This window comes from Paracoccus sp. (in: a-proteobacteria), assembly GCF_030538755.1.
Classification (GTDB): domain Bacteria; phylum Pseudomonadota; class Alphaproteobacteria; order Rhodobacterales; family Rhodobacteraceae; genus Paracoccus.
The window spans coordinates 126,949-152,458 of record NZ_JAUNTJ010000002.1 but is presented as its reverse complement, the minus strand read 5'-3'; the positions used below and the strand labels follow the sequence as shown (position 1 = coordinate 152,458).

Annotated in this window: 22 protein-coding genes; 10 read left to right on the top strand and 12 right to left on the bottom strand. The window is 66.8% G+C overall.

Annotated features, from left to right (window positions below; all coding sequences use genetic code 11):
• The first annotated feature begins 212 nt into the window (after nucleotides 1-212).
• Nucleotides 213-1,271: a hypothetical protein gene (locus tag Q4G14_RS01855; protein ID WP_303360016.1), complete on the top strand. Its 1,059-nt coding sequence runs from the start codon at nucleotides 213-215 to the stop codon at nucleotides 1,269-1,271.
• Nucleotides 1,272-1,402: 131 nt separating this feature from the next.
• Nucleotides 1,403-2,029: a WYL domain-containing protein gene (locus tag Q4G14_RS01850; protein WP_303360015.1), complete on the top strand. Its 627-nt coding sequence runs from the start codon at nucleotides 1,403-1,405 to the stop codon at nucleotides 2,027-2,029.
• A gap of 36 nt (nucleotides 2,030-2,065) precedes the next feature.
• Here the strand turns inward: Q4G14_RS01850 and hslV are convergent, their stop codons facing one another.
• Complete coding sequence (hslV, locus tag Q4G14_RS01845; protein ID WP_303360014.1) at nucleotides 2,066-2,620, bottom strand: ATP-dependent protease subunit HslV; 555 nt, start codon at nucleotides 2,618-2,620, stop codon at nucleotides 2,066-2,068.
• Nucleotides 2,621-2,702: 82 nt separating this feature from the next.
• On the opposite strand from hslV, the gene Q4G14_RS01840 reads away from it, so the two are divergent.
• Nucleotides 2,703-3,602, top strand: a complete 900-nt coding sequence (locus tag Q4G14_RS01840; RefSeq protein WP_303360013.1) for a hypothetical protein — start codon at nucleotides 2,703-2,705, stop codon at nucleotides 3,600-3,602.
• A 201-nt stretch (nucleotides 3,603-3,803) separates the two neighbouring features.
• Here the strand turns inward: Q4G14_RS01840 and trxA are convergent, their stop codons facing one another.
• The 5 genes from trxA to tsaE form a co-directional block, all read right to left on the bottom strand.
• A complete protein-coding gene (gene trxA / locus Q4G14_RS01835; protein WP_303360012.1) occupies nucleotides 3,804-4,124 on the bottom strand; it encodes a thioredoxin in 321 nt (106 codons plus the stop codon).
• Nucleotides 4,125-4,186: 62 nt separating this feature from the next.
• Entirely contained in the window at nucleotides 4,187-7,570 is a 3,384-nt protein-coding gene (gene addA / locus Q4G14_RS01830) for a double-strand break repair helicase AddA (protein WP_303360011.1), read from the bottom strand.
• A complete protein-coding gene (gene addB, locus Q4G14_RS01825) occupies nucleotides 7,563-10,511 on the bottom strand; it encodes a double-strand break repair protein AddB (RefSeq protein ID WP_303360010.1) in 2,949 nt (982 codons plus the stop codon). The genes addA and addB overlap by 8 nt, the downstream gene beginning before the upstream one ends.
• Nucleotides 10,504-11,187 carry a nucleotidyltransferase family protein gene (locus Q4G14_RS01820; RefSeq protein ID WP_303360009.1) on the bottom strand — a complete coding sequence of 228 codons (684 nt, stop codon included), beginning with the start codon at nucleotides 11,185-11,187 and terminating at the stop codon, nucleotides 10,504-10,506. Before Q4G14_RS01820 ends, addB begins: the two co-directional genes overlap by 8 nt.
• The gene (gene tsaE, locus Q4G14_RS01815; protein ID WP_368661263.1) at nucleotides 11,172-12,584 is read right to left on the bottom strand and encodes a tRNA (adenosine(37)-N6)-threonylcarbamoyltransferase complex ATPase subunit type 1 TsaE; all 1,413 of its coding nucleotides are present in this window, start codon (nucleotides 12,582-12,584) and stop codon (nucleotides 11,172-11,174) included. Before tsaE ends, Q4G14_RS01820 begins: the two co-directional genes overlap by 16 nt.
• A 125-nt stretch (nucleotides 12,585-12,709) precedes the next feature.
• Here tsaE and Q4G14_RS01805 point away from each other — a divergent pair, with 125 nt between their 5' ends.
• A complete protein-coding gene (locus Q4G14_RS01805) occupies nucleotides 12,710-13,309 on the top strand; it encodes a COG3650 family protein (RefSeq protein ID WP_303360008.1) in 600 nt (199 codons plus the stop codon).
• Nucleotides 13,310-13,356: 47 nt separating this feature from the next.
• Here Q4G14_RS01805 and Q4G14_RS01800 read toward each other — a convergent pair whose 3' ends face one another.
• On the bottom strand, nucleotides 13,357-14,517 hold the full coding sequence (locus tag Q4G14_RS01800) for an acetyl-CoA C-acyltransferase (RefSeq protein ID WP_303360007.1): 1,161 nt from the start codon (nucleotides 14,515-14,517) through the stop codon (nucleotides 13,357-13,359).
• Nucleotides 14,518-14,615: 98 nt separating this feature from the next.
• Between Q4G14_RS01800 and Q4G14_RS01795 the strand changes: the two genes are divergently transcribed.
• Together Q4G14_RS01795 and Q4G14_RS01790 are read left to right on the top strand one after the other, a co-directional pair.
• Complete coding sequence (locus tag Q4G14_RS01795) at nucleotides 14,616-14,948, top strand: STAS domain-containing protein (protein ID WP_303360006.1); 333 nt, start codon at nucleotides 14,616-14,618, stop codon at nucleotides 14,946-14,948.
• Entirely contained in the window at nucleotides 14,945-15,457 is a 513-nt protein-coding gene (locus Q4G14_RS01790; protein WP_303360005.1) for an ATP-binding protein, read from the top strand. Before Q4G14_RS01795 ends, Q4G14_RS01790 begins: the two co-directional genes overlap by 4 nt.
• Before the next feature lie 6 nt (nucleotides 15,458-15,463).
• Here Q4G14_RS01790 and hspQ read toward each other — a convergent pair whose 3' ends face one another.
• From hspQ to Q4G14_RS01765, 5 genes are all read right to left on the bottom strand, one after another.
• Nucleotides 15,464-15,796 carry a heat shock protein HspQ gene (gene hspQ / locus Q4G14_RS01785; RefSeq protein WP_303360004.1) on the bottom strand — a complete coding sequence of 111 codons (333 nt, stop codon included), beginning with the start codon at nucleotides 15,794-15,796 and terminating at the stop codon, nucleotides 15,464-15,466.
• Between the two features lie 103 nt (nucleotides 15,797-15,899).
• A complete protein-coding gene (locus Q4G14_RS01780; protein WP_303360003.1) occupies nucleotides 15,900-16,628 on the bottom strand; it encodes a metallophosphoesterase in 729 nt (242 codons plus the stop codon).
• A gap of 4 nt (nucleotides 16,629-16,632) precedes the next feature.
• A complete protein-coding gene (serA, locus tag Q4G14_RS01775; RefSeq protein WP_303360002.1) occupies nucleotides 16,633-18,222 on the bottom strand; it encodes a phosphoglycerate dehydrogenase in 1,590 nt (529 codons plus the stop codon).
• A 96-nt stretch (nucleotides 18,223-18,318) separates the two neighbouring features.
• Complete coding sequence (locus Q4G14_RS01770; protein WP_303360001.1) at nucleotides 18,319-19,467, bottom strand: phosphoserine transaminase; 1,149 nt, start codon at nucleotides 19,465-19,467, stop codon at nucleotides 18,319-18,321.
• A gap of 143 nt (nucleotides 19,468-19,610) precedes the next feature.
• Nucleotides 19,611-19,889, bottom strand: a complete 279-nt coding sequence (locus Q4G14_RS01765) for an SH3 domain-containing protein (protein WP_303360000.1) — start codon at nucleotides 19,887-19,889, stop codon at nucleotides 19,611-19,613.
• 455 nt (nucleotides 19,890-20,344) lie between these two features.
• Here Q4G14_RS01765 and Q4G14_RS01760 point away from each other — a divergent pair, with 455 nt between their 5' ends.
• The 4 genes from Q4G14_RS01760 (at nucleotide 20,345) to Q4G14_RS01745 (ending at nucleotide 25,508) form a co-directional block, all read left to right on the top strand.
• A complete protein-coding gene (locus Q4G14_RS01760; protein WP_303359999.1) occupies nucleotides 20,345-21,850 on the top strand; it encodes an ABC transporter substrate-binding protein in 1,506 nt (501 codons plus the stop codon).
• A 59-nt stretch (nucleotides 21,851-21,909) separates the two neighbouring features.
• Nucleotides 21,910-23,475 carry an ABC transporter substrate-binding protein gene (locus Q4G14_RS01755; RefSeq protein WP_303359998.1) on the top strand — a complete coding sequence of 522 codons (1,566 nt, stop codon included), beginning with the start codon at nucleotides 21,910-21,912 and terminating at the stop codon, nucleotides 23,473-23,475.
• A gap of 70 nt (nucleotides 23,476-23,545) precedes the next feature.
• A complete protein-coding gene (locus Q4G14_RS01750) occupies nucleotides 23,546-24,514 on the top strand; it encodes an ABC transporter permease (RefSeq protein WP_303359997.1) in 969 nt (322 codons plus the stop codon).
• 10 nt (nucleotides 24,515-24,524) lie between these two features.
• Nucleotides 24,525-25,508, top strand: a complete 984-nt coding sequence (locus Q4G14_RS01745) for an ABC transporter permease (RefSeq protein ID WP_303359996.1) — start codon at nucleotides 24,525-24,527, stop codon at nucleotides 25,506-25,508.
• Nucleotides 25,509-25,510: the final 2 nt, after the last annotated feature.

Sequence of the window (25,510 nt, the reverse complement as noted above, 5' to 3'; positions counted from 1 at the left end):
GTTTCCTTTCCGCCCGACTTAGACAGCCGCCGGGGCGGTTTCAACCGGCACGGCTGGCCCGCCGCCTTTCCGGCCAGCCGTGGAAATCTTTTCCCGCTGCGCCGCAATCCGCGCTATACTGGCCCAAGGGGACAGTGCTTCCATCACCCAGAGGGAGGGGGGGCGTGTCAGAGGGGAACAGAATTTCCGGCAATCACCACCGCAGCGGGGCCGTGCCTCTGTCTCGGCGGGCGGTGGCGCGGGCCGGCTTTGGCATCCGCAGCGTGGACACGCCCGACGGGCCTGCGCCGGTGCAGACCACCGATCAGCAGGTCGCGCCGTTCCATGCCGTGGTCGCATTCGACTGTCCGCAGCGCCGGGCGGCGGGAACGGTGGTGGTGGTGCCGCCGCTGTCGGGCGTGCTGCCGCGCCTGATCCGCGAGATCATCCTTGGCCTGCTGCCCCGGTTCCGCGTTCTGGTGCCGGAATGGATCAACCCGCGCTTTGTGCCGCGCAGCGCAGGGCATTTCGGGTTCAACGGCAATATCGCCGGTATCATCGCCGCGATGCAGGCGGCGGGGCCGGGCGCGGGGCTGATCGCGCTGTGCCAGTCGGGCGTGCCCGCACTGGCCGCCGCCACCGTGATGGAGACGCGCGGCGATGCCGCCGCCCCGGTGATGCTGGCGCTGATGGGGTCGCCCATCGACCCCTTTGCCGCGCCCACCAGCCTGTCGCGCTATTTCGCCCGCACGCCGATGTGGCGGCTGGCGATGGCGGTCGGCCCGGTGCCGCTCAGCTTTCCGGGGGCCGGGCGGGCGGTCTATGCGGCGGAAACCCAGCGCGCCATTCTGGCCACGAACCGGATGCGCAGCCTGCTGATGCCGATGTGGCCCGGCCTCTCCCCCAACATGGCCGAAATCGAGGCGCATCTGCCCTTTGCCGAACACAGCCGGATGATGGTGGACATCGAGGGCCGCCAGTTTCTGGAAAACATCGACCTCGTGTTCCGCCGCCGCACCGTGCTGAACGGGCGGCTGCATCATGACGGCCAGCCGGTCACGCCCGCCGCCCTGCACCGCTGCGCCCTGCTGACGATCGAGGGCGACCGCGACGGCATCATCGCCCCCGGCCAGACGGTCGCCGCCCATGCGCTGTGTTCCGGCCTGCCGCCCGCGCGGCGGGGCATGGCGCTGGCCGAGGGCTGCCATCACCTGTGGCTGTTCCGGGGACCGCTGTTCCACACCCGCGTTCTGCCGGAACTGCTGGCCGGGCTGGATCGCTGGGTCGCCTGAGCGGGACTGCCGTTGCAGTTGCGCATCAGTTGCGCCCGGAACCGTGTCGGCACCGCCACAAAGCTGGAACGAATCGCGATCATGGCGCAGGTTTACCCGCCTGACCATCACCGCAAAAAGGAACCCGCCCCATGCGACCCCGTGGCGACATGCCCCATACCGTTTCCCTGACCCGGCGCGCTCTGGCGTCCCGGCTGGCTGGCGTTGCCGCCGCCATCGGGATCGGCGGCCATGGCCTGTCGCCGGTGCAGGCCGCCGCCCCCGCACTGGACCCCGACCTGCGCGACGCCGCCCTGCGCGGTCTGGCGCTGGCCGATCATCGCGGCGATCCCGTCAACGCCGCCGCAGCGCGGGCAGCGATGCAGCGGCTGGTCGAAACCGACCCCGAAGGGGCGCTGCTGTTGCGCCTCTATCGCAAGCTGGACGTGCGCCCCGCCGCCTATTGGCAGGATCAGCAACTGGATCTGCCCGATGCCGCGCCCCATCATCTGGGCGCGCTGCACCGGGCGATCCGCGATCACGCGCCCATCCGGTTCGGCTATACCGACTTGCAGGGCAAGGAAACCGAACGCGCCGTGCTGCCGCTGGCGCTGGTGCATCCACCCCAGGGGGTCAAGCTGCTGGCCTGGTGTTCAGAGGCGGGCGACTATCGCCAGTTCTTTGTCCGGGCGATGCAGGGCCTGACAATCTTGCCCGGCAATTTCAGCGATGATCGCATGGAATTGCTGCAAGGGCTGGTTCACAAGGAAGGGGCCTGACACGGCCCCTTTCCCGCGCGTCGGTGCGTCGGTGTGTCAGCCGATCACCTCGACCGTCAGATTGCCATTGGTGTAAACGCAGATGTCGGCTGCAATGGCCATCGCACGACGGGCCACCGCCTCGGCGTCCAGATCGGTTTCCATCAGCCCCCGCGCGGCAGCCAGCGCATAATTCCCGCCCGAGCCAATCGCCGCCACATCATGTTCAGGTTCCAGCACGTCCCCCGCGCCGGTCACGACATAGACCTGATCGCCGTCGGTGACGATCAGCATAGCCTCAAGGTTGCGCAGATATTTGTCGGTGCGCCAGTCCTTGGCCAGTTCGACACAGGCGCGCTGCAACTGCCCCGGCGCGGCATCGAGCTTTTTTTCCAGCCGTTCCAGCAGGGTAAAGGCATCCGCCGTCGATCCGGCAAAGCCCACCACCACATCGCGCCCACCCGGCAACAGGCGGCGGACCTTGCGCGCAGTGCCCTTCATCACGGTCTGGCCGACGCTGACCTGACCATCACCCGCCACCACCACGCGCCCGCCGCGCCGCACCGCCAGAATGGTGGTGCCGTGCCAACCGGGGAATTTGTCTTCGGACATGCTGAACTCCTGTCGTTTGCGGTCAGATATGGGCGGGCGACCGCTTGCGCAAGGCGCGGGCCGGGGCCTAAAGGCAGGGGCGATGGATCACGTTCTGCGCCTTTACCTGCATCAGCCGCTGCTGACCACCGCCCAGGCGGGCAAGCTGGGCGTAGCAAACCGGCTGGCCGCGGCCTTGCACAGCGCGGGATGGCGGCTTGAGGTGATGGCGCTGACACAGGCCGCCATGGCGCAGGCCCACGATCTGCCGGGATGGGCGCTGTATCACATGGCCAAACCCACGCATGACCGGGCGCTGACCCTGCGACTGGCCTATCATTACCCGTTCTGGCGCATCGAGGCGATGGCCGAACGCTGGCGCTGGCCGGTGGCGCAGGCACAGTTCCGGCCCGGCACGATCGACGGCCCCGCCGCCCGCGATTTCGCCGCCCGGCTGGCGCGGCGCGTGCTGCCCGGCCCCGCGCCAATACGCGGCGACCATGTGCTGATCCCGCTGCAAGGCCAGATCCGGCGGCAGCGGTCGTTTCAGACCATGGCTCCGGTCGATATGGTGGCCACCGTTGCGCAAACCGGACGGCCCTGCATAGCGACGCTGCACCCGCGCGAGCTTTACGACGCCGATGACCACGCCGCCCTGACCGCGCTGACCATAAGGCACCCGAACCTGACCATCGGCGGCAACTCCCACGACCTGCTGCGCAACTGCACCTTTGTCGCAACGATGAACAGCGCGGTTGCCTTTGACGGCTTTATCCTCGGCAAACCCGCCGTGCTGTTCGCACAGGTAGATTTCCACCATATCGCGCTGAACGTGGCTGATCTGGGAACAGAGCAAGCCCTGCGCCTTGCCGCAGATCACCGCCCCCCCTTTGCCCGCTATCTGGACTGGTTCCTGCGCCAGCAATCACTGGACATGATGGCAAACGACGCGCAGACCCGCATTCTGACTGCACTGCGGCAGCGTGGAATGCCAATCGGATGACGGTCGCTCAACAACCATCACGGCCTCGCCCGAAGATGCGTATTTAAACAAACAGGAAGCGGCTGGCGCCGGTTTTTACAACCCACCCCATCCAAGACGCAAAGCGCGCCTCATCTTTGGTCTTAAAAATATCCCACGGGGGTCCGGGGGTGTGAAACCCCCGGCCTTTGGGCGCAACCTGTCAGGCTGCGCCCGGCAAGGTCAGACCGATTCCTCGATCCACGCTTTCAGCGCGGCCTTGGGGGCGGCGCCCATGCGGTTCGAGACCACTTCACCGTCCTTGAACATGAATAGCGCCGGGATGCCGCGCACGCCCAGACCGGCGGCGGTGTCGGGGTTTTCGTCCACGTTCACCTTGACGATCTTGATCTTGCCGGCGAATTCATCGGACAGTTCTTCCAGCGCCGGGCCGATCTGTTTGCACGGGCCGCACCATTCGGCCCAGAAATCGACCAGAACCGGGGTATCGGCCTGACGGACCTGCGCGTCGAATTCGGCGTCGCTGACGGGTTGAGTGGCCATCGGAATCTCCTTGCATATCGGGTGCGGGGCATATGGCCCGGCGTGATGGGTTCGGGTGACAGCTATGTATGCGTCCCCGCCGGGTCAAGGCCCGCCTGCACCCGGTCCAGCAGCGCGTCGGGCAGCGGCATCAGGCTGCGGTCAGCCGTCCACAGGATGGCGCTTTCGACCCGGCGGCCCGGCCAGATCAGGCGCAGCGCGGCGCGATAGGCGGCCATCTGGCGCAGAATGCCGTCTGGCACGGCATCGGGGCTGGCGGGCACCACGGCGTTGGATTTGTAATCCACCGCCAGCACCCGCTCGGACCCGACGATCAGCCGGTCGATGGTGCCCGACAGCGGCGCGCCGTTTAGCACCGCCCAGTTCAGCGGCGCGGTCAGCGCCACCTCGGTCAGCACGGTATCGCCGGGGGCGGGCTGCATCACCGCTGCCAGATCGGGGGCGGTCAGCACCGCCTCGGCCTCGGCCAACAGGGCGGTCAGTTCGGCATCTGCGGGCAGGCCGCCCTCGGCTCCGGCCAGCAAGGCGCGGGCGGTGCCGGGCCGATCCTCGGGTGGCAGGGCGGGCAGATGTTCCAGCAGCAGGTGCAGCCGGGTGCCATACAGCATCGCCGCCGCCGGATCATCGCCCCCTGCCCCGCCGATGGCCTTGGCCCCGCCAAGCGCCGTCGCCGCCACAGGCAGGGGCGGCGGAGTTGCGCGGGGCGGCACGGCATCGGCCCAAGGCGGCACGGCAACGGGCTGGCGCGGTTCGTCCTTGTCCTTTTCCTTAGGCACGTCGCCCGGCCAGTCGCCAAAGGACAACCGCTGTCCGGTGCCGATGCCCGCCACCTTCAGCGGGGCGGTATCCAGCCCGGCCTGCGCCGCGCCTTGGGCCACCAGCGCGTGCCAACTGTCCAGCCCCGCGCCGGTATCACCCGCCGCCGCCACGATCAGCCAGCTTTCGGCACGGGTCAGCGCCACATACAGCAGGCGGCGGCGTTCCTGATCGCCCGCCTGTTCCTCGGCCTGAGCGGTCTGGTCCATCGGCGGCGGGCGGTCGGCCCTGGCCCCGCGCCAAAGCGTCAGGTCGCCGACCCGGATCGGTGCGGTTTTCGCATTCTTGCGCCGCTTTGCCGTGTCGGGCAGGATCACCACCGGGGCCTCCAGCCCCTTGGCGCCATGCACCGTCATCACCCGGATCAGCCCGCCGCCGCTGCCGGCGACCTGTCGGCGCACCTCGACATCATCGCCCGACAGCCATGTCAGGAACCCGGTCAGCGAGGGCGTTTCCACCGTCTCATAGGCCAAGGCCTGCGACATCAGCTCGTCGATGCCTTCTTGTGCTTCGGGGCCAAGGCGGGCGATCAGGCGGGCGCGGCCACCGTGGCGGATCAGCAGCCGCGCGATCAGGTCATAGGGGCGCAGGAAATCCGCTTGCCCGGCCAGATCGTTCAGCACCATCTGCGGCTGCATATGGCCCGAGGCCCGCAGCGCCTGCATCAGATAGCCGGGACGCCCGGCGGCAAGGCGATACAATTCATCTTCGGACAGCCCGAACAGCGGCGATTTCAGCGCAGAGGCCAGCGACAGGTCATCTTCCGGCGTGGCCAGCACCGACAGCACGGCGCGGATGTCGCGCACGGCCAGCTCGGCGGCCAGCTTGAGCCGGTCGGCCCCGGCAATGGGCAGGCCCTCGGCCTTGCAGGCGGCGATGATCGCGCCGAACAGGTCCGAGCGCCGCTGCACGAGGATCAGAAAATCGCCCCAGTCCAGCCGCCGCACCGCGCCGTGGCGGACGGAATGGAACGGCGTGCCGTGCATCGCCTTGATCTGGCGGGCGATGGCGCGGGCCAGCGTGGTGTCGGCATCATCCACGCCCGGCTGATCGACAGGCTGCCACCATTCGCCCGCATCCGGGGCATCCGGCTTGGGCAGGGGGGGCCAGATGTCCACCCGCCCCGGCACAGCCGCGTGAAAGGCGCGGTGGTCGGGCGGCCCGCCCAAGCCCTGCGCCGCACCGCCCGCGAACACCGCATCGACCAGCCGCAGCACCGCGGGCGAGGACCGGAACGAATGCGCCAGCACCCGTTCGGCCATCGGGGCCTGCACGGCCTGAAACTCGGCCCCGAACTGGTCGCGGACGGTTTCGAACACCGCAATATCGGCCCCCTGAAAGGAATAGATCGACTGTTTCGGATCGCCCACCACGAACAGCGTGCGCGCGGTATCGCGCGCGCCCTGCCCGCTGGTGAATTCGGTGGTCAGGCGGCGGATCACCTGCCATTGGCCGGGGCTGGTGTCCTGCGCCTCGTCCACCAGAATATGGTCGATGCCGCCATCCAGCCGCCACAACACCCACAGCGCCATCGCCGGATCAGACAGCAGCCGACCCGTGCGCCCGATCAGGTCGTCGAAATCCAGCCAGCCGTGGCGCAGCTTGGCGGCGGTATAGCGGCGGGTGAAGGCATGGGCAAAGCGGTGCAGTTGCAGGCTGCGCTGCGCCGCCGTCAGGCCCAGCATCGGCGCGCGGGCCGCCTCGACGCGGCGCATCAGGTTGTCCAGCGCGTCCATATAAGGCGCGGCAGGGCCGTTGCGGATCGCCTTGGTCGGGATGGTGCCGATTTTCGCGGTGAAGGGTTCCCTGGCCCCCCCGCCGGTCAACAGCGCCCCGCACAGCCGCGCCAGATCGGGCAGGCCCGGCGCATCCCAGCGGGTGGCGGCCAGCGCATCGGCCAGCTTGTTATCAGTTGTCCCGCTGCCACGCAGCACCGGGATCAGCGCAGCGGCCAGATCGCCCTCGGCCCCCAGAAACACACCGGCCAGCAGGTCATCCGCCGTCAGCCCCGGTTGCAAGTCCAGCGCGGCCCAGATCGCCGCCGGGTCGGGTGGCGCGGCGAAATCATCGGCTGCCAGCCCGGCCAGAAAGCCATCCAGCCGGTCGCCTGATTCCAGTGCGGTCAGATCGGCGATGACCGGATCGCCCGCAGCCGCCATCTGATCGACGATCTCGGCCCGCAGCACGGCGGCGGTGCGGTCGTCCAGCTCGGTAAAGCCCAGCGGCACCCCGGCCTCCAGCGGAAAGCGCCGCAACACGCCAGCACAAAAGGAATGGATCGTCTGCACCTTTAACCCGCCCGGCGTTTCGATCGCACGGGCAAACAGGCGGCGGGCCTGCGCCAGATCGGGAATGCCGCCCTCGCCCAGATTGGCCAGCGCGTGGCGCAGATCGTCGGGCGGCAGCATCGCCCATTGCCCCAAGGTGCCCAGCAGGCGGTTCTGCATCTCGGTTGCGGCAGCCTTGGTATAGGTCAGGCACAGAATGCGTTCAGGCGCCGCCCCGCGCAGCAGCAGGCGGGCGACGCGATTGGTCAGCACCCGCGTTTTGCCCGAACCGGCATTGGCCGTCAGCCAGGTGGATCGCGCCGGATCAGCGGCCTCGATCTGGTTACGGGTCGCCTCATCCATCGTGGTGATCCCCCACCTGCTCGGGCCGTGGGTCGGTGGTCAGATCCCATTCGCCAAACCGCGCCAGATGTGCGTAATCGCCGGTTTCATCGCGCAATTCCGGCGCGCGCAAGGCGGTAAAGGCCACCGCCCCCGACAGATAGCCCGCGATCAGATCGACAAAGCGATCCCATGTCTGCCCCGGATCGGGCAGATCGCGCGGATGGGTTTCGCCGCTGCCGCCAAGCTGGATATAGGCGATGCCCGCCACATCCGCCTGCCCCAGCGGGTCAAAGCCGCCCTGCGCGACCAGCGCCGCCGTCAGCGGCAGTTGCTTGTCAAAGGCATTGACCTGTTTCTGGCTGGGCGGCGTACCGGATTTGTAATCATAAACGCGGATGTGGCCATCCTCGGTGCGGTCGATCCGGTCGGGGCGGGCGGTCAGGGTAAAGCCCAGCCCGGCCAGTTGTGCGCGGCCCTGCGTCTCGATCACCACGGGCGCATCGCCTGCCGCGCGCCGTGCCAGCTCATCGGCGGCGATCTGGCCCGCGATCCGCGCGATGCGGGCCTGCCAAAAGGCACGGGCGGCGGGCCATGGCACCTGCTGCGCCAGAACCCCGGCGGCAATATCGGCCAGCCGCGCGGCCAGCGCATCGGGGCCTGCGGCGGGGTCGGGCGTTTCCTTCAGCATCTGTTCCACGATCTGATGCAGCACCTGCCCGCGCAGCGCCGCATCCGGGCCAGAGTGCAGCGGGTCCAGCGGGCGCAGCCGCAGCACCCGGCGGGCATAGATCGCGTAAGGATCGCGGATCAGCGTGGCGATATCCGTCACCGGCAATTCGTGCAAAGCAGGCGGCGGCGGGATCGGCGCGGGGCGGGGCGCGGGCGGCGGTTTGACCTGCGGCGCGGCCAGAGCCTCGGCCAGGGCCAGCCAATGCGCGCCCCGGTCACGCATTGCCTCCAGCGCATCCGGCCCGTGCTGATCGGGCAGGCCCTTCATCAGATTCATCAGCCGGTTCAGCCAGCGCGAGGGGATGGTTTCCGCATCGGCATCACGCCGCGCGCGGGTCAGGATCACCCGGTCGGCGGCGATCCCCTGTTGAAAGTCATGCGCGGCCAGCCCGATCTGCCGTTCCGGCAGCGTCAGCCCCGCCGCCAGCCGCATGGGCCGCGACAGCCACGGATCGGGTTGGGCGGGCTGCGGCCAGCCGCCTTCGTTCAGCCCGGCCAGAATGACGGTGCCATGCGATTCCGTGCGCGCCTCGCGCGGGCCTCGGATGCGGACGCGGGGATCGGCACCCGGATCGGCGCGCAGGGCCAGCGGCTGCATTTCCTCGTGCAGCAGTTCGGCGAAATCACGGGCACTCATCGGTGGCGCGTCACCGGCATGGGCGGCCAGATTGTCCAGCACCGCGCGGGTCAGCGCACCCTGCTGTTCCTGCCACAGCCGCGATTGTTCCGCATCGCCCTGCGGCCCGGCGGCAAAGCCCTGCGCCAGATCGCGCAGCGCCGCCAGCCGCGCGCCAACCGGCTGCGGGTCGCGGTCATCGGCCAAGCCCGCCAGCGGGCCATCCAGCAGCGCCGCCAGCCAGTCGGCAAAGACGCGCCGGTCATCGCCCCCCCGGCCCCGCGCCCATCGCCGCAGCGCCGCGCCATCGGGAAAGGCCGGGCCATGGCGGCGCAGGCTTTGTTCCAGATCGCGGATCTGCAACAGCGCCTGATTGCGCGGCAGAGCCGCCGATCCGGTGGCCACCAGCGGGTGTTTCAGAATGGCGATCAGCCGGTCGGCGGTGATCGCCTGCCCCGGCAGATCGGCCAGCATCCGCAGCAACAGCCCGGCGGGCGACAGCGGCAAGGGCCGCCCGGCGCTGTCATCCGGGATGATCTGCCAGCGGTCCAGCGCCGCCGTGACCCGCCGCGTCAGCCCCCGGTCGGCGGCGATCAGCGTCACACCGCGATCCTGTTCCAGCTCGGCCCGGATCAGGGCGGCGATGGCGGCGGCCTCGGTGCCGGGCTGGTCGGCCTCGATCAGGGTCAGCCCCACGGTCGAGGGGCGCAGGTCGCCAAGGCCGGGGCCATCGGCGATCCACTGATCCGTCACCGGCGCGGGCCGCAGCGCCAGCGACACCAGCCGGTTGCGCGCCGGATCGGGCGCGGGCGTGCCGTCCCACGGGCGCACCGGCCCCGCCGCGCGCAACGCGGCAAAGCGCGCCTGCGGGTGATCCTCGGCCCCCGGCGCGTCCAGCCCGTCCCAGATCGCCTCGGGCTGGTCAAAGTCATAGCCCGGCAGCACCACCGCCCCCATCGGCAACCGCGCCACCGCCTGCATGAAGGCCCGCGTCCCCCCGTGCGAGCCGGTGGACCCGGCCACGATCACCGGCGCGTCGGGCAGGCCCTGCCCGCTGGCCCAATCCGCCGCCAGCCGTTCCGCCGCCGCCCGTTGCAGGGCAGCGCGATCCAGCGCCGGGGCGTTCAGGTGAAACCGGGCGGCGATGCGCAGAAACTCCAGCGCGTTTTGCCAGTGGCGGGCATGGTCGCCCGCTTCGATCCGGTCCAGCGCCTCGGGCGGGCAGCCTTCGCGCTGCATTTCGGTCATCAGTTCCGACAGCGATTGCGCCAGACGCGGGATCGACTGGCCGTGCCCCAGTTCGGGCCGCGCCGCGATCAGCCCGTCGATCAGCCGCGCCAGTTGCATCCGCCGGGCCAGAGGCGCGGCCACCACGCCATCGCCCGCGCCCAGATCCGTGACCAGCCGCAGGCGCGGCAGCAGGCGCGCCGGGCCAGCGGCAAAGGCCCGGCTCAGCGCGCCCAGCGTCCGGCCCGAGTTGACCCAGACGGTGATCCGCGCCTGCACCTCGGGCGGCAGATGGGCGGTGCGGGCATCATAGCCGCGCACAAAGGCAGCGCCGAAATCCACCCCGCAGGGCAGGCCGAACACGCCGCTGTCCCATACGTCAGCCATTGGCCAGCAAGGCTTCGGCCAGAGGGATGGTGTCGGGGCGGCCCACGTCGCACCAGCCGCCGGGGTGGATCAGGCCAAAGGCGCGGCCCCGCGCGATAGCCGCATCCCAGCAGCGGTTCAGCGAAAACGCCGCCTCGGGGATCGTCTCCAGCAGGGCCGGGTTGATGATCTGCGCGCCGCCATAGACCAGATCGCCGCCCCGGCCGATCCGGCCCGCGTCATCCTGCGCGAAATCGCCGCCGCCGGTGCGCGCCGTCGCACGGGCCAGCGGCACCAGCATCAGCAGCGCATCCATCCGCGCCCCGTCCCATGCCGCGCGCAGGCCCGCCACCGGATTCGCGCCGGTCCAGACCACATCGGGGTTCAGTGTCAGCACCGCGCCCTGCCCTGCCCCAAGCAGAGGCAGCGCCTGCCGCAGCCCGCCGCCGGTTTCCAGCACCGGGCCGGGTTCATGGCTGATGGCCACATCACTGCCCGCCAGATGATCCGCGATCATCCGCGCCAGATAATGCGTGTTCACCACCACCCGCCGCGCCCCGCCCGCGCGCCCCAGCGCGATGGCGCGATCCAGCAGAGTCTGCCCGCCGACATGGATCAGCGGCTTGGGGCGGGTCTCGGTCAGGGGGCGCATCCGGGTGCCCAGACCGGCGGCAAAGATCATCAGCGCGTCGGGCATGGCGGGGCGATCCTTTGCAGAAATTCAGCGTCGGGTGCGGGCACCTGCGCCAGCAGCGCCGCCAGAGGCGACAGCGCCGGATGCGCCAGATTGCGTTGCAGATGGCCCCAGACGCGCGGCATCATCGCCAGATAGCGCGGCTTGCCGTCGCGGATCGCCAGCCGGGCAAAGATGCCCAGAATCCGCAAGGCCCGCTGCGCCCCCAGCAGGGCATAGGCGGCGCGGAACCGCTCATCCGTGCGACCGCCCAGATAGCGGTCGGTCATCGCCTGTTCCAGCGCGGGGTCCACATCGCGGCGCGCGTCTTGCAGGGCGGACACCAGATCATAGGCCGGATGCGCCGCCACCGCGTCCTGAAAATCGAGTATCCCCAAGGGCGACGCGCCGCGCCAGATCAGGTTTTCCGCATGAAAATCGCGCAGAGACGTCACCGTCGCAGCGCCCGCGCCGGTCTGCACGGCCAGATCAGCCAGCACGGCAGTCAGGTCAGAGGCCGCATTGCCGCCCGGATACCATTCGCCAAACAGCGCCGCCAAATCGGCCAGAGCCGCCGCATCCAGCGGTTGCACCCAATCGGGCGGCGCGTGGCGGTGCAGATCGGCCAGCAGGTCGGTGATGCGGGCATAAATGCCCCCTGCCTGCGCCGGATCGCGTTCCAGCACGCGGGCGACCAGATCATCGCCCAGATCCTCGATCAGCAGGAAACCCGCCGCGCGGTCCTGCGCCAGCACCTGCGGCGCGTAAAAGCCACGCTCGCGCAGCCAGCCGGTCATCGCCAGATAGGCGGCAATGCTGCCGGGCGGCGGATCGTCCATCAGGATCGCCGGGCCATCGCCATACAGCCGGAAATACCGCCGGGCCGAGGCATCGCCGGCCAAAGGCTCGACCCGCGCGCTGTCCCAGCCAGCGGCATCGGCGAAACCGGCCCGGTCCAGATCGCGGATCAGCCCCGGCCAATCTGCCGCATCACCACCGAAAACCAGATCGCGCAGATCCGGCCCCGCCCCCGCCGACAACCGCAGCCACAAAGCGCCGGGCGGGGCCGCCTCTAACCGGTCAGGCCATTCGATCAGGCATGTGGCCCCGCCGGTCATCGCCTCGTCCAGCCCCAGCTCGTCCAGTTCCGACACGTCGCCCAGCCGATACAGATCGGCGTGCCAGACCTCGCCCAAGGGGGTGTCATAGGTCTGCACCAGCGTGAAGGTCGGGCTTGGCACATCCTCGGCCGCGTCGCCTTGCCGGGCGCGGATAAAGGCGCGGGCGAAATGCGTCTTGCCCGCGCCCACCGGCCCGTCCAGCAACAGCACCCGGCCCGGAGGCATCACCCCGGCCAGCATCCGCGCGATGGCGGCAACCCGGCCCTCTGTGGCCCCGTCGATCTTGGCAATCACCTGCATGGCGATGTTCTAGCCATTTGTCCGCAGCAAAGGAAAGCCCCGGCGAATGATCCCCGCGCAAAGCCCGCGCCAACTGACGGAAAAATCAGATGCCGCAGCCTGCACCGGATGCTAGGATCGCGGCCATGAAACATATCGCCCTGATCCTGATGATGACTGCCACCCCGGCCCTTGCCACGCCGGAATATGTGCTGCCCACCCTGTTCGACGTCAGCGGGGTCGCGGCGGATGATGTGCTGAATGTGCGGGCGGCCCCCTCGGCTCAGGCGGAAATACTGGCCACCCTGCGCCCCGATGCAACCGGGATCGAGGTGGTGCAGGAACAGGACGGCTGGGGCCGGGTGAACGCGGGCGAGACCTCGGGCTGGGTCGCGATGCGTTATATGTCGTATCGCACCGATGTCTGGGATGGCGCGGCCCTGCCGGACGGGTTCCGCTGCTTTGGCACCGAGCCGTTCTGGGATGCCCGCGTCAGCGATGGCGCGCTGGTCATCGGCACCCCCGACGCCACGGATCGCAGCCTGCCGGTCAGCGATCTGCTGGCGACCGGGTGGTTCCGCGATCCGACGCGCGTGGTGCTGGCGCAGGGGGCCAGCCTGACAGCCAGCCCCGCAATCTGTTCGGATGGCATGTCCGACCGGCTGTTCGGCCTGCGCGCCGATCTAGCGATCAGCGGGCAGGAACGGCTGCTGTCCGGCTGCTGCACCATCCAGCCCGCCAATTAACCGGCAGCGGGGCGGGCCGCACGGACCCGCCCCCCGATCAGAGCAGATCAGACCAGTTCCACCGCGATGGCCGTGCCCTCGCCGCCGCCGATGCAGATGGCGGCCACGCCACGGCGCAGGCCGCGCGCCTTCAGCGCATGGATCAGCGTGACGATGATCCGCGCGCCGGATGCGCCGATGGGATGCCCCAGCGCGCAGGCACCGCCGTTGACGTTCACCTTGTCATGCGCAATCCCCATGCGCGCCATAAAGGCCATGGGGACAACGGCGAATGCCTCGTTCACTTCCCACAGGTCCACGTCATCCTTGCCCCAGCCGATCTGCTGCAACAGCTTTTCGGCGGCGGGAACCGGGGCGGTCGGGAAATCGGCGGGGGCCTGCGCATGGCTGGCATAGCCCACGATGCGCGCCACCGCGCCATCGGCCCGGTCCGACAGCACCAGCGCCGCCGCACCATCGGAAATGCTGGAGGAATTGGCCGCCGTCACCGTGCCATCCTTGCGGAAGGCGGGTTTCAGATGCGGGATCTTGTCGGGGCGGGCATTGCCGGGCTGTTCGTCGGTATCCACCACCGTATCGCCACCGCGCCCCTTGACCGTGACCGGGGTGATTTCCACCGCAAAAGCACCCGATTCGATGGCATTAACCGCGCGCGACAGGCTGGCCAGCGCATAGGCATCCTGATCCTGACGGGTAAAGCCGAAAGCACCGGCGCAATCCTCGGCAAAGGTGCCCATCAGGCGGCCTTTGTCATAGGCGTCCTCAAGCCCGTCAAGGAACATGTGGTCGATCACCTGCCCATGCCCCAGCCGCGCCCCGCTGCGCATTTTCGGCAGCAGATAGGGGGCGTTGGTCATGCTTTCCATGCCGCCCGCGACGATGGTGCGGGCACTGCCGGCGCGAATCGCATCGGCGGCCATCATCACCGTCTGCATCCCCGATCCGCACATCTTGTTCAGCGTCGTCGCGGGCACCGATTGCGGCAAACCCGCCGCGAAGCCGGCCTGCCGCGCGGGTGCCTGCCCCTGACCGGCGGGCAGAACGCAGCCCATGAACAGCGCCTCGACCGAATCGGCCGCAGTGCCCGCGCGCTGCAAGGCGGCGGCGATCGCCGCTCCGCCCAGCTCTGCCGCTGTTACCCCGGCCAGCGCGCCCTGCATCCCGCCCATCGGCGTGCGCGCCGCACCCAGAACATAAACCTGCTGCATTTTCCCTGATCCTCCCTGCGATGAACGGCCATCGCTTACCAGATGCTAACCTTTTGCGTCTAGGACAGGGAATCACCGAATATGCGAAAGGGCCGCAGATGAAGCTGACCGTAAATCAGAGCAACGATCTGATCGTTATCACCGTGGATGAAACGCGGCTGGACGCGGCCATCGCGACCCGCTTCAAGGATCGGATGCGGGAAATCGTGACCAAGGCGCAACATCCGGTGCTGATCGACATGCGCGGCGTGGATTTCATGGACAGCTCTGGCCTTGGCGCGATGATCGCCGTGCATAAGGCGATGCCCGCCGATGTCGGGCTGACGCTGGACGGGCTGACGCCGAACGTGGATCGCGTCTTTCGGCTGACGCGCATGGATTCCGTCTTTACCATCACCGACAGCACCCCCTTGCAGGAGAAACGTGCATGACCCCCGGCCAACAAGCCGTCAGCCCGGAAGGGCGCCGTCGGGTTCACACCCAGCCGATGTTTCACCGGGTTTTCCTGGCCACGCCGATGGCGGTGCGCGCGGTGCTGAACGATATGCGCAGCCGATTCCGCGACAATGTGGACGACGACGCCCTTGGCCGGCTGGAACTGGTGCTGGCCGAGGTGATGAACAACGTCACCGAACATGGCACCGCCCCGCCCGATGACGCGCCCGCGCGGCGGGCGCCCTCGATCCATCTGTGCATCGTGCGCCATGACAACGGCCTGTCCTGCGCTGTCACCGATGACGGCGTGTCGCTGCCCGCCGATTGCCTGCGCCCGCGCGACCTGCCCGGTTCGGATGATAACGGAATGCCCGAGGGCGGCTTTGGCTGGTATCTGATCCAGGATCTGACGCAGGCGCTGTGCTATTACCGCGAAGAGCGGCGCAATTTTCTGGCCTTTTGCGTGCCGTTCAGCGTCGACAAACCGCCCGCCCCGCTGGTCTGAAACCGCTCAGTTCAGCCGGTGCCCCAGCGGATAGTGCCCATCCTCAAAGTCGCCGAAATGTTCCATGACTTCGGGATGTTCGACCGGCTCGCCCGAGGAATCGGGGATCAGGTTCTGTTCCGAGACATAGGCGACGTAATAAGTCGCCTCGTTTTCGGCAAACAGGTGGTAGAAGGGCTGATCCTTGGCCGGGCGCACTTCTTCGGGGATGGATTCATACCATTCCTGCGTATTGGCGAATTCGGGATCGACGTCAAAGATCACACCCCGAAACGGGTGCGTGCGATGCCGCACCACCTGACCCAGCCTGAACTTTGCCACGCGAGCGAAATCCGTCATTCACAGCCCTTTCCTGCGCCGTCCCATACCGCGCGGTGCAGAAACTGTCCAGAATCTGTTACACATCGCAGCGCGGGTGCGGCAGCGACGCCACGCGGCAGGCTCAGCGCCCCACCCGCTCAACCGGCACCCGGCCCTGATCGGTCAAGGCCCAGACGCCAGACGGCTCGATCACCACTGCCGTCAGCGGCCCGCCATAGGCGGCGCCGGTGTCGATATTCAGCCGGTTCCCGTAATGCGACGGCGCCTTGACCGGCGAGTGTCCATGCACCACCAGCGGCCCGAAATCCGCCGCGCTGTCCAGAAACGGGCGGCGAATCCAGACGCAATCGTCCTGCGTCTGATCCTGCAAATCCACCCCCGGCCGCACCCCCGCATGAACGAACAACGCCAGCGGGTGCAGATGCCAATGCGGCAAGCCCGCCAGCCATACCGCATGCTCACCCGGCACGGCTCGCAGCGCGGCAAGATGCAGCGCGGCGCGCGGCAACGCCGGGTCCACTCCATAAGACGCCAAGGTTTCCGCCGCGCCCAATCCGGGGTGATCGACCCAATGCGCCCGATCCGAAAGCCCGGCATCGGTCCAGTCGCGGTCGGTCAGAAAGCGCAGGAACAGGCGGTCATGGTTGCCCAGAACCACCCGCCAGTCGCGCCCCGCCGCCTGACCGGCGATCAGATGCGCGATCACGCCCCGCGAATCCGGCCCACGGTCCACCAGGTCGCCCAGATGAACCACCGTTGCATCGGCACCGCCATCAACGGTGATCCGGTCATGCGCCTGCCGCAGCAGATCCAGATGCCCATGAACATCGCCGATGGCATAAACGCGCACGGGATCAGACCTCGAACTGCAAGGCGCGGGCCTGAATGAACTTGCCGGTCTTTTGCAGCGCGGCCAGAACTTCGGGCGACAGCGGCTCATCCAGATACAGAATGGCGATGGCATCCGCCCCCGAAGCCGCACGCCCCAGCGTAAAGTTGGCGATGTTCACCCCCATTTCACCCAGCGTGCCGCCCAGCGCACCGATGACACCCGGCACGTCCTTGTTGCGGGTATACAGCATGTTCGCCCCCACCTCGGCATCAATATTGATCCCGCGGATCTGGATAAAGCGCGGCTTGCCGTCGCTGAACACCGTGCCCGCAATCGAGCGCTCGCGCTCGGCGGTGACGACGGTCAGCTTGATATAGCCCTCGAACACACCGCTTTTGTCCTGTCTGGTGGTCGAAATCTGGATGCCGCGATCCTTGGCGATCACCGGGGCGGACACCATGTTCACATCCGGGTTGGTCGCCTTCATCACACCCGAAATCACCGCCGCATTCAGCGCCGCCAGATTCATATCGGCCACAACACCGTCATACAGCACGTTGATCGCCTTGATCGGCTCGTCCGTGGCCTGCCCGACAAAGGCGCCCAGATGCCCGGCCAGCTTGATCCACGGCCCCATGACCGCCGCCTCCTCGGCCGTGACCGAGGGCATGTTCAGCGCATTCTGAACCGCGCCGGTCAGCAGGTAATCGGCCATCTGCTCGGCCACTTGCAGCGCGACGTTTTCCTGCGCCTCGGTGGTCGAGGCCCCCAGATGCGGCGTCACCACCACATTGGGCAGGTTGAACAGCGGGCTTTCGGTCGCCGGTTCCACCGCGAACACGTCAAACGCCGCACCGGCCACACGGCCATCCTTCAGCGCCTCGGCCAAAGCCTCTTCATCGACCAGACCGCCACGGGCACAGTTGATGATGCGCACGCCGGGCTTCAGCCGGGCAATCGCCTCGCGCGACAGGATATTGCGGGTCTTGTCGGTCAGCGGCACATGGAAGGTGATGAAATCCGCCTTGGCCAGCAACTCGTCCAGCTCGACCTTGCGCACGCCCATGTCCTTGGCACGCTCTTCGGACAGGAAAGGATCATAGGCGATCACCTTCATATGCAGCCCCAGCGCACGGTCGATCACGATCGAGCCGATATTCCCGGCCCCGATCACGCCAAGGGTCTTGTTGAACAGCTCGACCCCCATAAAGCGGTTCTTTTCCCACTTCCCGGCATGAGTGCTGGCCGAAGCCTCGGGCAATTGCCGCGCCACGGCGAACATCATCGCAATCGCATGTTCGGCGGTGGTGACACTGTTGCCAAAGGGCGTGTTCATCACGATCACCCCCTTTTTCGACGCAGCCGGAATATCGACGTTATCCACCCCGATGCCGGCGCGGCCCACCACTTTCAGATTGCTGGCATTCTCCAGCAGCTTTTCCGTCACCTTGGTCGCAGACCGGATCGCCAGCCCGTCATATTGGCCAATCACCTCGGCCAGCTTTTCTTTATCCTTGCCCAGATCGGGCAGGTAATCGACCTCGACCCCGCGATCGCGGAAAATCTGGACGGCGGTTTCTGACAGCTTATCGGAAACAAGAACCTTGGGCATTGCAGTCATCCTCTCGACACCGGCGGCGCGCGGCCTGCCCTGTCTTTCGTTGAAAAATATCCCGGGGGGCCGGGGGCTGGCCCCCGGTCCGGCAGATCAGGCTTGCGCAGCGATTTCCGCGTCAAACGCCCATTCGATCCACGGCATCAGCGCGACCACATCTGCGGTTTCAACCGTCGATCCGCACCAGATGCGCAGGCCGGGGGGCGCATCGCGATAGGCACCGGCGTCCAGCGCCACGCCCTCTTTTTCCAGCCGCTTGGCCACCGCCTTGGCAAAAGCCGCGCCGTCCTTGATCCGGTCATCCGTGAACTTGAGACAAACCGAAGTCGTCGAGGCCGTCGCCGGGTCCACCGCCAGATCGGCGATCCAGTCCTTGTCGGCGATGAAGTCACGCACCGCTGCCGCATTGGCATTGGCCCGCGCGATCAGCGCATCACGCCCGCCGATGGATTGCGCCCATTTCAGCGCGACGATGTAATCCTCGACACACAGCATGGACGGAGTATTGATCGTCTCGCCCTTGAAGATGCCCTCGATCAGCTTGCCGCCCTTGGTCATGCGGAAAATCTTGGGCAAGGGCCAGGCGGGGGTATAGTTTTCCAGCCGCTCGACCGCGCGGGGTGACAGGATCAGGATGCCATGCGCACCCTCGCCGCCCAGAACCTTTTGCCAGCTGAACGTCACCACATCCAGCTTGTCCCAGGGCAGATCCATGGCAAAGGCGGCGCTGGTCGCGTCGCAAATGGTCAGCCCGGCGCGATCCGCCGGAATCGCATCGCCATTCGGCAGCCGCACACCGCTGGTCGTGCCGTTCCAGGTGAACACCACGTCCTTGTCGAAATCGACCTGCGTAAAGTCAACGATCTGGCCATAGTCCGCCTTGCGCACCCTAGCCTCCAGCTTGAGCTGCTTGACGACATCCGTCACCCAGCCCTCGCCAAAACTCTCCCATGCCAGCATTTCCACGCCGCGCGCGCCCAACAGCGACCACAGCGCCATTTCCACCGCGCCGGTATCGGATGCGGGCACGATGCCGATGCGGTAATCCGCCGGCACACCCAGCACCTCGCGGGTCAGATCGATCGCCTCGGCCAGCCTGGCCTTGCCGACAGCCGCACGATGCGACCGCCCCAGCGGGGCATCGGACAGCATTTCCAGATTGAAACCGGGGATTTTGGCACAAGGGCCAGAGGAAAAACGCGGATTTTCCGGGCGCGCAACCGGGGTCGTCGTATCGGCCATGTGGCTCAGCCTTCCAGCTAAAAGCCCCTCGTTGGGGAGGGGTGTCCCACCCCCGCTCATACGCCTTTGCCAGACGCTCGGCAACAGGAAACTGCCAGAGGGCCGGGGCGGGTCATCCAAGGCCGCACCCCACAGCCCCCCGCTCAACGATGGGCCAGATACTCGGCTGAAACGAAACCGGAAACGCCCGGTCTGTCGGTCAGCGTGACCCTGCACCAGACCTTGCCGCTTTGGGTGACGCAGTTCTGGCGGGTAAGGCGTGTTCCGTCAGGCAGGCCCAGGATGATTTTATAGTCGAGGCCCGGCCCTTCACGCAGTTTCAAAAGATCGTCCGGGCCGGCGCCTTTGACGACAACCCCGGAACCGACCGCGCAGCCGGCGGCAAGTGTCAGCGCAAGAAACGCAGCAAAATGGATTCGCATGATGTGACCTGTATCGTTTTCCCATTCCTACGACATCATCACATCAGATGACAGGGCGCAGGTGCCGGATGCCCGCGTGTCGCAGTCCAGCAGCCGCAGCGAGCCCCCGCGCCGGGTCCACTGCGCGACGCGGCTGCCACAACCGTCTCGGACGCTGCATTGTGGAACGGTTGAACCCAGCCGGTCAGGTGCGCTTCGCGGCGGGTGCCGCAATTTTGGGCGGCGCGACTGCTGACAGGTAACATTCCGCGATCATGGGAAACTGCCATACGGTCGCGTCCGTTACTCATTTCCTTCAAGAGGGTAAACCCAGCCGGCAAAATGTTGACAATTATGTTGACGCGAATCTTTTCGTCTCTCATTCTCGTCCGAGACGGTCTGACACTGGGGAGAACGCCATGCGCTTATCACCGACGATTCTGGCCATTGCGGCTACGATTGTCCCCTCGATCACGATGGCCGAGAATGTCCTGAAATGGGGCGGTTCTCGCGACATCTTCTCGCTCGACCCATATTCCTACGGGTCGACCTCGAATCTCGCCTTCCTCAATCACGTCTATGAGGGCCTCGTGCGCTATACCCCGGAATTCGAGGTTGTCCCGGCGCTGGCCGAACGCTGGGACTTCGTAGCCCCCGATACCTGGCGCTTCCATCTGCGTCAGGGGGTGACGTTCCACGACGGCGCGGCCTTCACGGCCGATGACGTGCTGGCCTCGATGAAGCGGGTCAGCGATCCGGCCTCGCCGTTGCGCGGCAATATTCCGACCTATGTGTCGGCCGAAAAGATCGACGATCATACGGTTGACATCAAGACGACCTCGGGCAGCCCGCTGTTTCTCAACGACATGACCAACATCTTCATGTTCGATGCCGACTGGCTGCGCGCAAACAACGCTGAGGCGCCAACTGACGTGGGCGCAAAGGTGGAAGGCTTCGCGACCCACAACACCAACGGCACCGGCCCCTTCAAGGTCGAAAGCCGGGTGCCGGATTCAAAGACCGTGCTGATCCGCAACGACGGCTGGTGGGACACACCTGTCCACAATCTTGACCGGATCGAGTTTACTCCGATCACAGCGCCTGCCACCCGCGTAGCTGCGCTGCTGTCGGGCGAGATCGACCTGACCGATGGCGCGCCGATCCAGGATCTCGACCGGCTGCGCGCCAGCGCAGGCATCAAGGTCGAGCAGCGCGCCGACCTGCGCACGATCCATGTCGTATTCAACCGCAAGGACACTTTGGCTGACGGTCGCAACAATCCCTTCAACGACCTGCGCTTGCGTCGGGCCATCGACATGGCCATCGACCGCGAGTTGATCGGCAAGCGCATCATGCGTGGCATGACCCATATCGCAGGCACCATGGTTGCCCCGGATATCCCCGGCTACAGCACCGAACTGGACGTGCCGACGCGCTACGACCCTGACCACGCTGCGGCCCTGATCGACGAGGCAGGGCTGAAGGACACCCCCTTCTCGATGGTCTGCGCCAATGACGAAAGCATCAACGAGGAACAGGTCTGCCAGGCCATCGTATCGATGCTGACCAAGGTGGGGCTGAAGCCATCGCTGGATATCGGTCCGCGCGCGGTGCAATCGCCCAAGCGGTCCTCGGGCAACGCCGATGTTTACATGATCGGCTGGGCCAACGAACCGACACTCGATGCCTATTCGATCCTCGTGCAGGTGCTGCACACCCGCGAAGGCGCTGCCGGCGTCGCGAACTATGGCGGCTGGTCGTATCCCGAATTGGACCGACTGACGGACGAGGCCTCGGTGGAAATGGACGCCGCTCGCCGGATCGAACTGGAACAGCAGGCGCTGAAGCTGGCCAAGGATGAGGTTGTCATGATTCCTCTTTATCAGCAGCCGATGGCTTGGGCGATGAATGACAAGATCAGCGACGTCGTCATCCGCGCCGACAACAAGCCGCGCCACTGGCTGACCCGAATGGCTGAATGAGGTTCCACACCGCCCGCATCCGGCGAAAGACCGGGCGGGCCTTTTCCTGACAGGGGCTGATGATGACACCGACGAAAGGATTGCTTGCCGCACTGGCGATTGCCATGATCGGCACGTCTGCAAGTGCCGGGAACGTGATGCGCTGGGGCGGCGCGCGGGACATCTGCTCGCTTGACCCCTATTCCTACGGCGACAGCTACACGATCGCCTTCCTGAACCACGTTTACGAAGGGCTGGTCCGCTATAACGACAAGCTGGAAATCGAGCCGGCGCTGGCGGAAAGCTGGGAAATCGTATCGCCCTCGGTCTGGCGGTTCACGCTGCGCGAGGGGGTCAAGTTCCACGACGGCGCCGGGTTGACCTCGGACGACGTGCTGGCCAGCCTGACCCGCGTCAGCGACGAAACCTCGCCGCTGAAGGGCAACCTGCCGACCTACAAATCCGCCAGGAAGATCGACGACCGGACCTTCGAGATCGAACTGACCGGCCCCTATCCGCTGCTGCTGAACGACCTGACCAATATCCACATCTTCGATGAAGGTTGGATGACGGACAACGACTCGCTGCTGCCGACCGATGTCAGCGCGCAGAAGGAAGGCTTCGCCACCTTCAACGCCAACGGCACCGGCCCCTTTAAGGTAGAAAGCCGGGTGCCAGACAGCCGCACCGTTCTGACCCGTAACGCCGAATGGTGGGACACGCCGCACCATAATATCGACCGGATCGAATTCACGCCGATCACCTCGGCCGCGACCCGAGTTGCGGCAATGCTGTCGGGCGAGATCGACTTCACCGAGGAAGCGCCGGTGCAAGATCTGCCGCGTCTGGCCGGGGCGCCCGGCATCGAAGTGAGGGAACGCGCGAACCTGCGCACGGTCATGCTGGGCTTCAACCGCAAGGACACGCTGGATGACGGGCGCGACAACCCGTTCAACGATCTGCGGGTGCGGCAGGCGTTTGAACTGGCGCTGGACAAGGACCTGATCCAAAGTCGGATAATGCGCGGCAAGTCGCGCAACGCGGGCACCATCGTGTCGCCCGAGATCCCCGGCTATACCGAGGCGATGGACGCCTTCCCGGCCGCCGATCCGGCCGGGGCGCAGGCGCTGCTGACCGAGGCCGGCCACGAGGGGCTGCCCTTCACGCTGACCTGCACCACCGACAGCTATGTCAACGAGGAAGAACTGTGCAACGCCATGGTGTCGATGCTGACCCGCGCCGGCTTCAAACCGACGCTGGATATCGGACCTTCGGCCGTGCAGACGCCGAAGCGGTCGGGCGGCAAGGCTGATGTTTATCTGATCGGCTGGGCAAACGAGCCGATGCTCGACAGCTATTCGATCCTCGTGCAGATGATCGAGACCAAGTCCGGCACGGCTGGTGTCTTCAACTGGGGTGGCTGGTCCTATCCCGACATCGACGCGCTGATCCAGCAGGCTTCGACCGAAATGGACCGCGACAAGCGGCTGGCGCTGCAGACCGAGGCGCTGGGCAAGGTCAAGGATGAACTCATCATGGTGCCGCTGCACCAGCAGCCGATGGCTTGGGCCATGTCGGACAAGGTGGAAAGCGTCGTCCAGCTTGCCGACAACAAGGCCCGCCATTGGCTGACGGTGATGAAGTGAGACCGGCGGGGGCGCGCACGCCTGCGTTGCGCGCCCCGGCTCTTTCCCGATCCTGACACGAGGCGGCGTCATGCTGGTCTTCATTCTAAAGCGCCTGTTCAACGCCGTCTTCGTGATGCTGGCGGTCGCGTTCCTGGCCTTCTCGATCTTCCGCGTCGCGGGCGACCCGGTCGAGATGATGGCCAACGAACAGATGACGCAGGCCGACCGCGACGCACTGCGCGAGCGGATGGGGCTGAACGACCCGATGCTGGTGCAGTACGCGCGCTTCGTCGCCAATGCGGCGACCGGCGATTTCGGGATGTCCTGGCGCAACGGGCAAGAGGTTCTGGGGCTGATCGCTGCACGCTTCCCCGCAACGATGGAACTGGTACTGGTCGCGACCTTCCTGTCGCTTGCAGTCGGGCTGCCGCTGGGCGTGCTGACCGCCATCGCGCGCGGGCGATGGTATGCCGAGGGGCTGCAATTCCTGTCGATCATCGGCGTATCACTGCCCAGCTTTGTGGTCGGCATCCTGTTGATCCTCGTATTCGCCGTGATTTTGGGCGTGGCACCGGCCTTCGGGCGGGGCGAGGTGGTGCGGATCGGCTGGTGGACGACGGGGCTGCTGACACCTTCGGGGCGGATGGCGCTGATCCTGCCCGCAGTTGCGCTGGCGCTGTATCAGATCACGCTGATCATGCGCCTTGTCCGGGCCGAGATGCTTGAAGTCATGCGGTCTGATTTCGTCAAGTTCGCCCGCGCACGCGGCGTGCCGCGGTGGCGGATCTGGTTCCGCCACGCGCTGCGGAACTGCCTGATGCCGGTGGTAACGATGACCGCGATGAATATCGGCGCGCTGATCGCCTTCGCACTGATCACCGAAACGGTGTTCCAGTGGCCGGGCATGGGGATGCTGTTCATCCAGGCTGTCACCTTCCTCGATTTCCCGGTGATGTCGGCCTATCTGGTCATCATCTCTTTCATCTTTGTGGCCCTGAATACGGCGGTGGACATCGCCTATGCGGTCATCGACCCGCGCCTGCGCGATGCGACCTGAGAGGCAAGCGATGCCCGATCCCCGCCAGACTCAACCGCAGATCGACCTGCCCGCCGACGCCATCGTTCCCTCGGACGGGCCGGACGGCCGTGTCGCACGCTGGCTGAAAAGCGACCTGTGGTTTTCCTTCACCCACAAACCCTCGGCGATCATCGCGGCGGTGGTGTTGCTGGTGATCGCGGTCGCATCCTTCACGGCACCGCTTTACGTGCCACAAAACCCGTATGACCCGGCACAACTCGACTTGCTGAATGCCGAGATCCCGCCGATCTGGACCGCAGACGGACAATGGCCGTTCATCCTCGGCACCGACATGCAAGGGCGCGACATGCTGTCGGCGATCCTTTACGGGTCGCGGATCTCGATCGTGATCGGGGTGGCGGCAGTGGCGCTGTCGCTGGCGATCGGGTTGGTGCTTGGCCTGCTGGCGGGGTATTTCGGCGGCGTCACCGACATGGTGCTGATGCGGCTGGGCGACATCCTGCTGTCGATCCCGACGATCCTGATCGCCATCCTTGTCAGCGCCGTGGCGCGGCAGGCGCTGCCACAGAACCTGCGCGAAATCGGCGCGGCGGGTGTGCTGGTTCTGGCAATCACCCTGTCGGCCTGGGTGCAATATGCCCGCACCGTGCGCGCGCAGGCCGCGGTCGAGCGGCGGCGCGAATATGTGCAGGCGGCGCGGCTGCTGAAGGTCCCGGCGCGGCGGATCATGTTCCGCCACATCCTGCCCAACACGCTGACGCCGATCTTCGTGGCCGCGACGCTCAACTTCGGGATGGCGATCCTGACCGAGGCCACGCTGTCCTTTTTGGGGATCGGGATGCCGCCCAGCCAGCCCAGCCTTGGGACGCTGATCCGGCTGGGGAATGAATACCTGTTTTCCGGCGTGTGGTGGGTGGTGCTGTTCCCGGTGATCCAACTGTCGCTGTTGGTCGTGTCGGTCAACCTGCTGGGCGACTGGCTGCGCGATGCGCTGAACCCGAAACTGAGGTAAAG

What these genes read in the sequence shown, in the direction of transcription:
- Q4G14_RS01850 (WP_303360015.1), top strand. Translation starts at nt 1,403, where the DNA reads ATGCGACCCCGTGGCGACATGCCCCATACCGTTTCCCTGACCCGGCGC.
- hslV (WP_303360014.1), bottom strand. Translation starts at nt 2,620, where the DNA reads ATGTCCGAAGACAAATTCCCCGGTTGGCACGGCACCACCATTCTGGCG.
- Q4G14_RS01840 (WP_303360013.1), top strand. Translation starts at nt 2,703, where the DNA reads ATGGATCACGTTCTGCGCCTTTACCTGCATCAGCCGCTGCTGACCACC.
- trxA (WP_303360012.1), bottom strand. Translation starts at nt 4,124, where the DNA reads ATGGCCACTCAACCCGTCAGCGACGCCGAATTCGACGCGCAGGTCCGT.
- addA (WP_303360011.1), bottom strand. Translation starts at nt 7,570, where the DNA reads ATGGATGAGGCGACCCGTAACCAGATCGAGGCCGCTGATCCGGCGCGA.
- addB (WP_303360010.1), bottom strand. Translation starts at nt 10,511, where the DNA reads ATGGCTGACGTATGGGACAGCGGCGTGTTCGGCCTGCCCTGCGGGGTG.
- Q4G14_RS01820 (WP_303360009.1), bottom strand. Translation starts at nt 11,187, where the DNA reads ATGCCCGACGCGCTGATGATCTTTGCCGCCGGTCTGGGCACCCGGATG.
- tsaE (WP_368661263.1), bottom strand. Translation starts at nt 12,584, where the DNA reads ATGCAGGTGATTGCCAAGATCGACGGGGCCACAGAGGGCCGGGTTGCC.
- Q4G14_RS01805 (WP_303360008.1), top strand. Translation starts at nt 12,710, where the DNA reads ATGAAACATATCGCCCTGATCCTGATGATGACTGCCACCCCGGCCCTT.
- Q4G14_RS01800 (WP_303360007.1), bottom strand. Translation starts at nt 14,517, where the DNA reads ATGCAGCAGGTTTATGTTCTGGGTGCGGCGCGCACGCCGATGGGCGGG.
- Q4G14_RS01795 (WP_303360006.1), top strand. Translation starts at nt 14,616, where the DNA reads ATGAAGCTGACCGTAAATCAGAGCAACGATCTGATCGTTATCACCGTG.
- Q4G14_RS01790 (WP_303360005.1), top strand. Translation starts at nt 14,945, where the DNA reads ATGACCCCCGGCCAACAAGCCGTCAGCCCGGAAGGGCGCCGTCGGGTT.
- hspQ (WP_303360004.1), bottom strand. Translation starts at nt 15,796, where the DNA reads ATGACGGATTTCGCTCGCGTGGCAAAGTTCAGGCTGGGTCAGGTGGTG.
- serA (WP_303360002.1), bottom strand. Translation starts at nt 18,222, where the DNA reads ATGCCCAAGGTTCTTGTTTCCGATAAGCTGTCAGAAACCGCCGTCCAG.
- Q4G14_RS01770 (WP_303360001.1), bottom strand. Translation starts at nt 19,467, where the DNA reads ATGGCCGATACGACGACCCCGGTTGCGCGCCCGGAAAATCCGCGTTTT.
- Q4G14_RS01765 (WP_303360000.1), bottom strand. Translation starts at nt 19,889, where the DNA reads ATGCGAATCCATTTTGCTGCGTTTCTTGCGCTGACACTTGCCGCCGGC.
- Q4G14_RS01760 (WP_303359999.1), top strand. Translation starts at nt 20,345, where the DNA reads ATGGCCGAGAATGTCCTGAAATGGGGCGGTTCTCGCGACATCTTCTCG.
- Q4G14_RS01755 (WP_303359998.1), top strand. Translation starts at nt 21,910, where the DNA reads ATGATGACACCGACGAAAGGATTGCTTGCCGCACTGGCGATTGCCATG.
- Q4G14_RS01750 (WP_303359997.1), top strand. Translation starts at nt 23,546, where the DNA reads ATGCTGGTCTTCATTCTAAAGCGCCTGTTCAACGCCGTCTTCGTGATG.
- Q4G14_RS01745 (WP_303359996.1), top strand. Translation starts at nt 24,525, where the DNA reads ATGCCCGATCCCCGCCAGACTCAACCGCAGATCGACCTGCCCGCCGAC.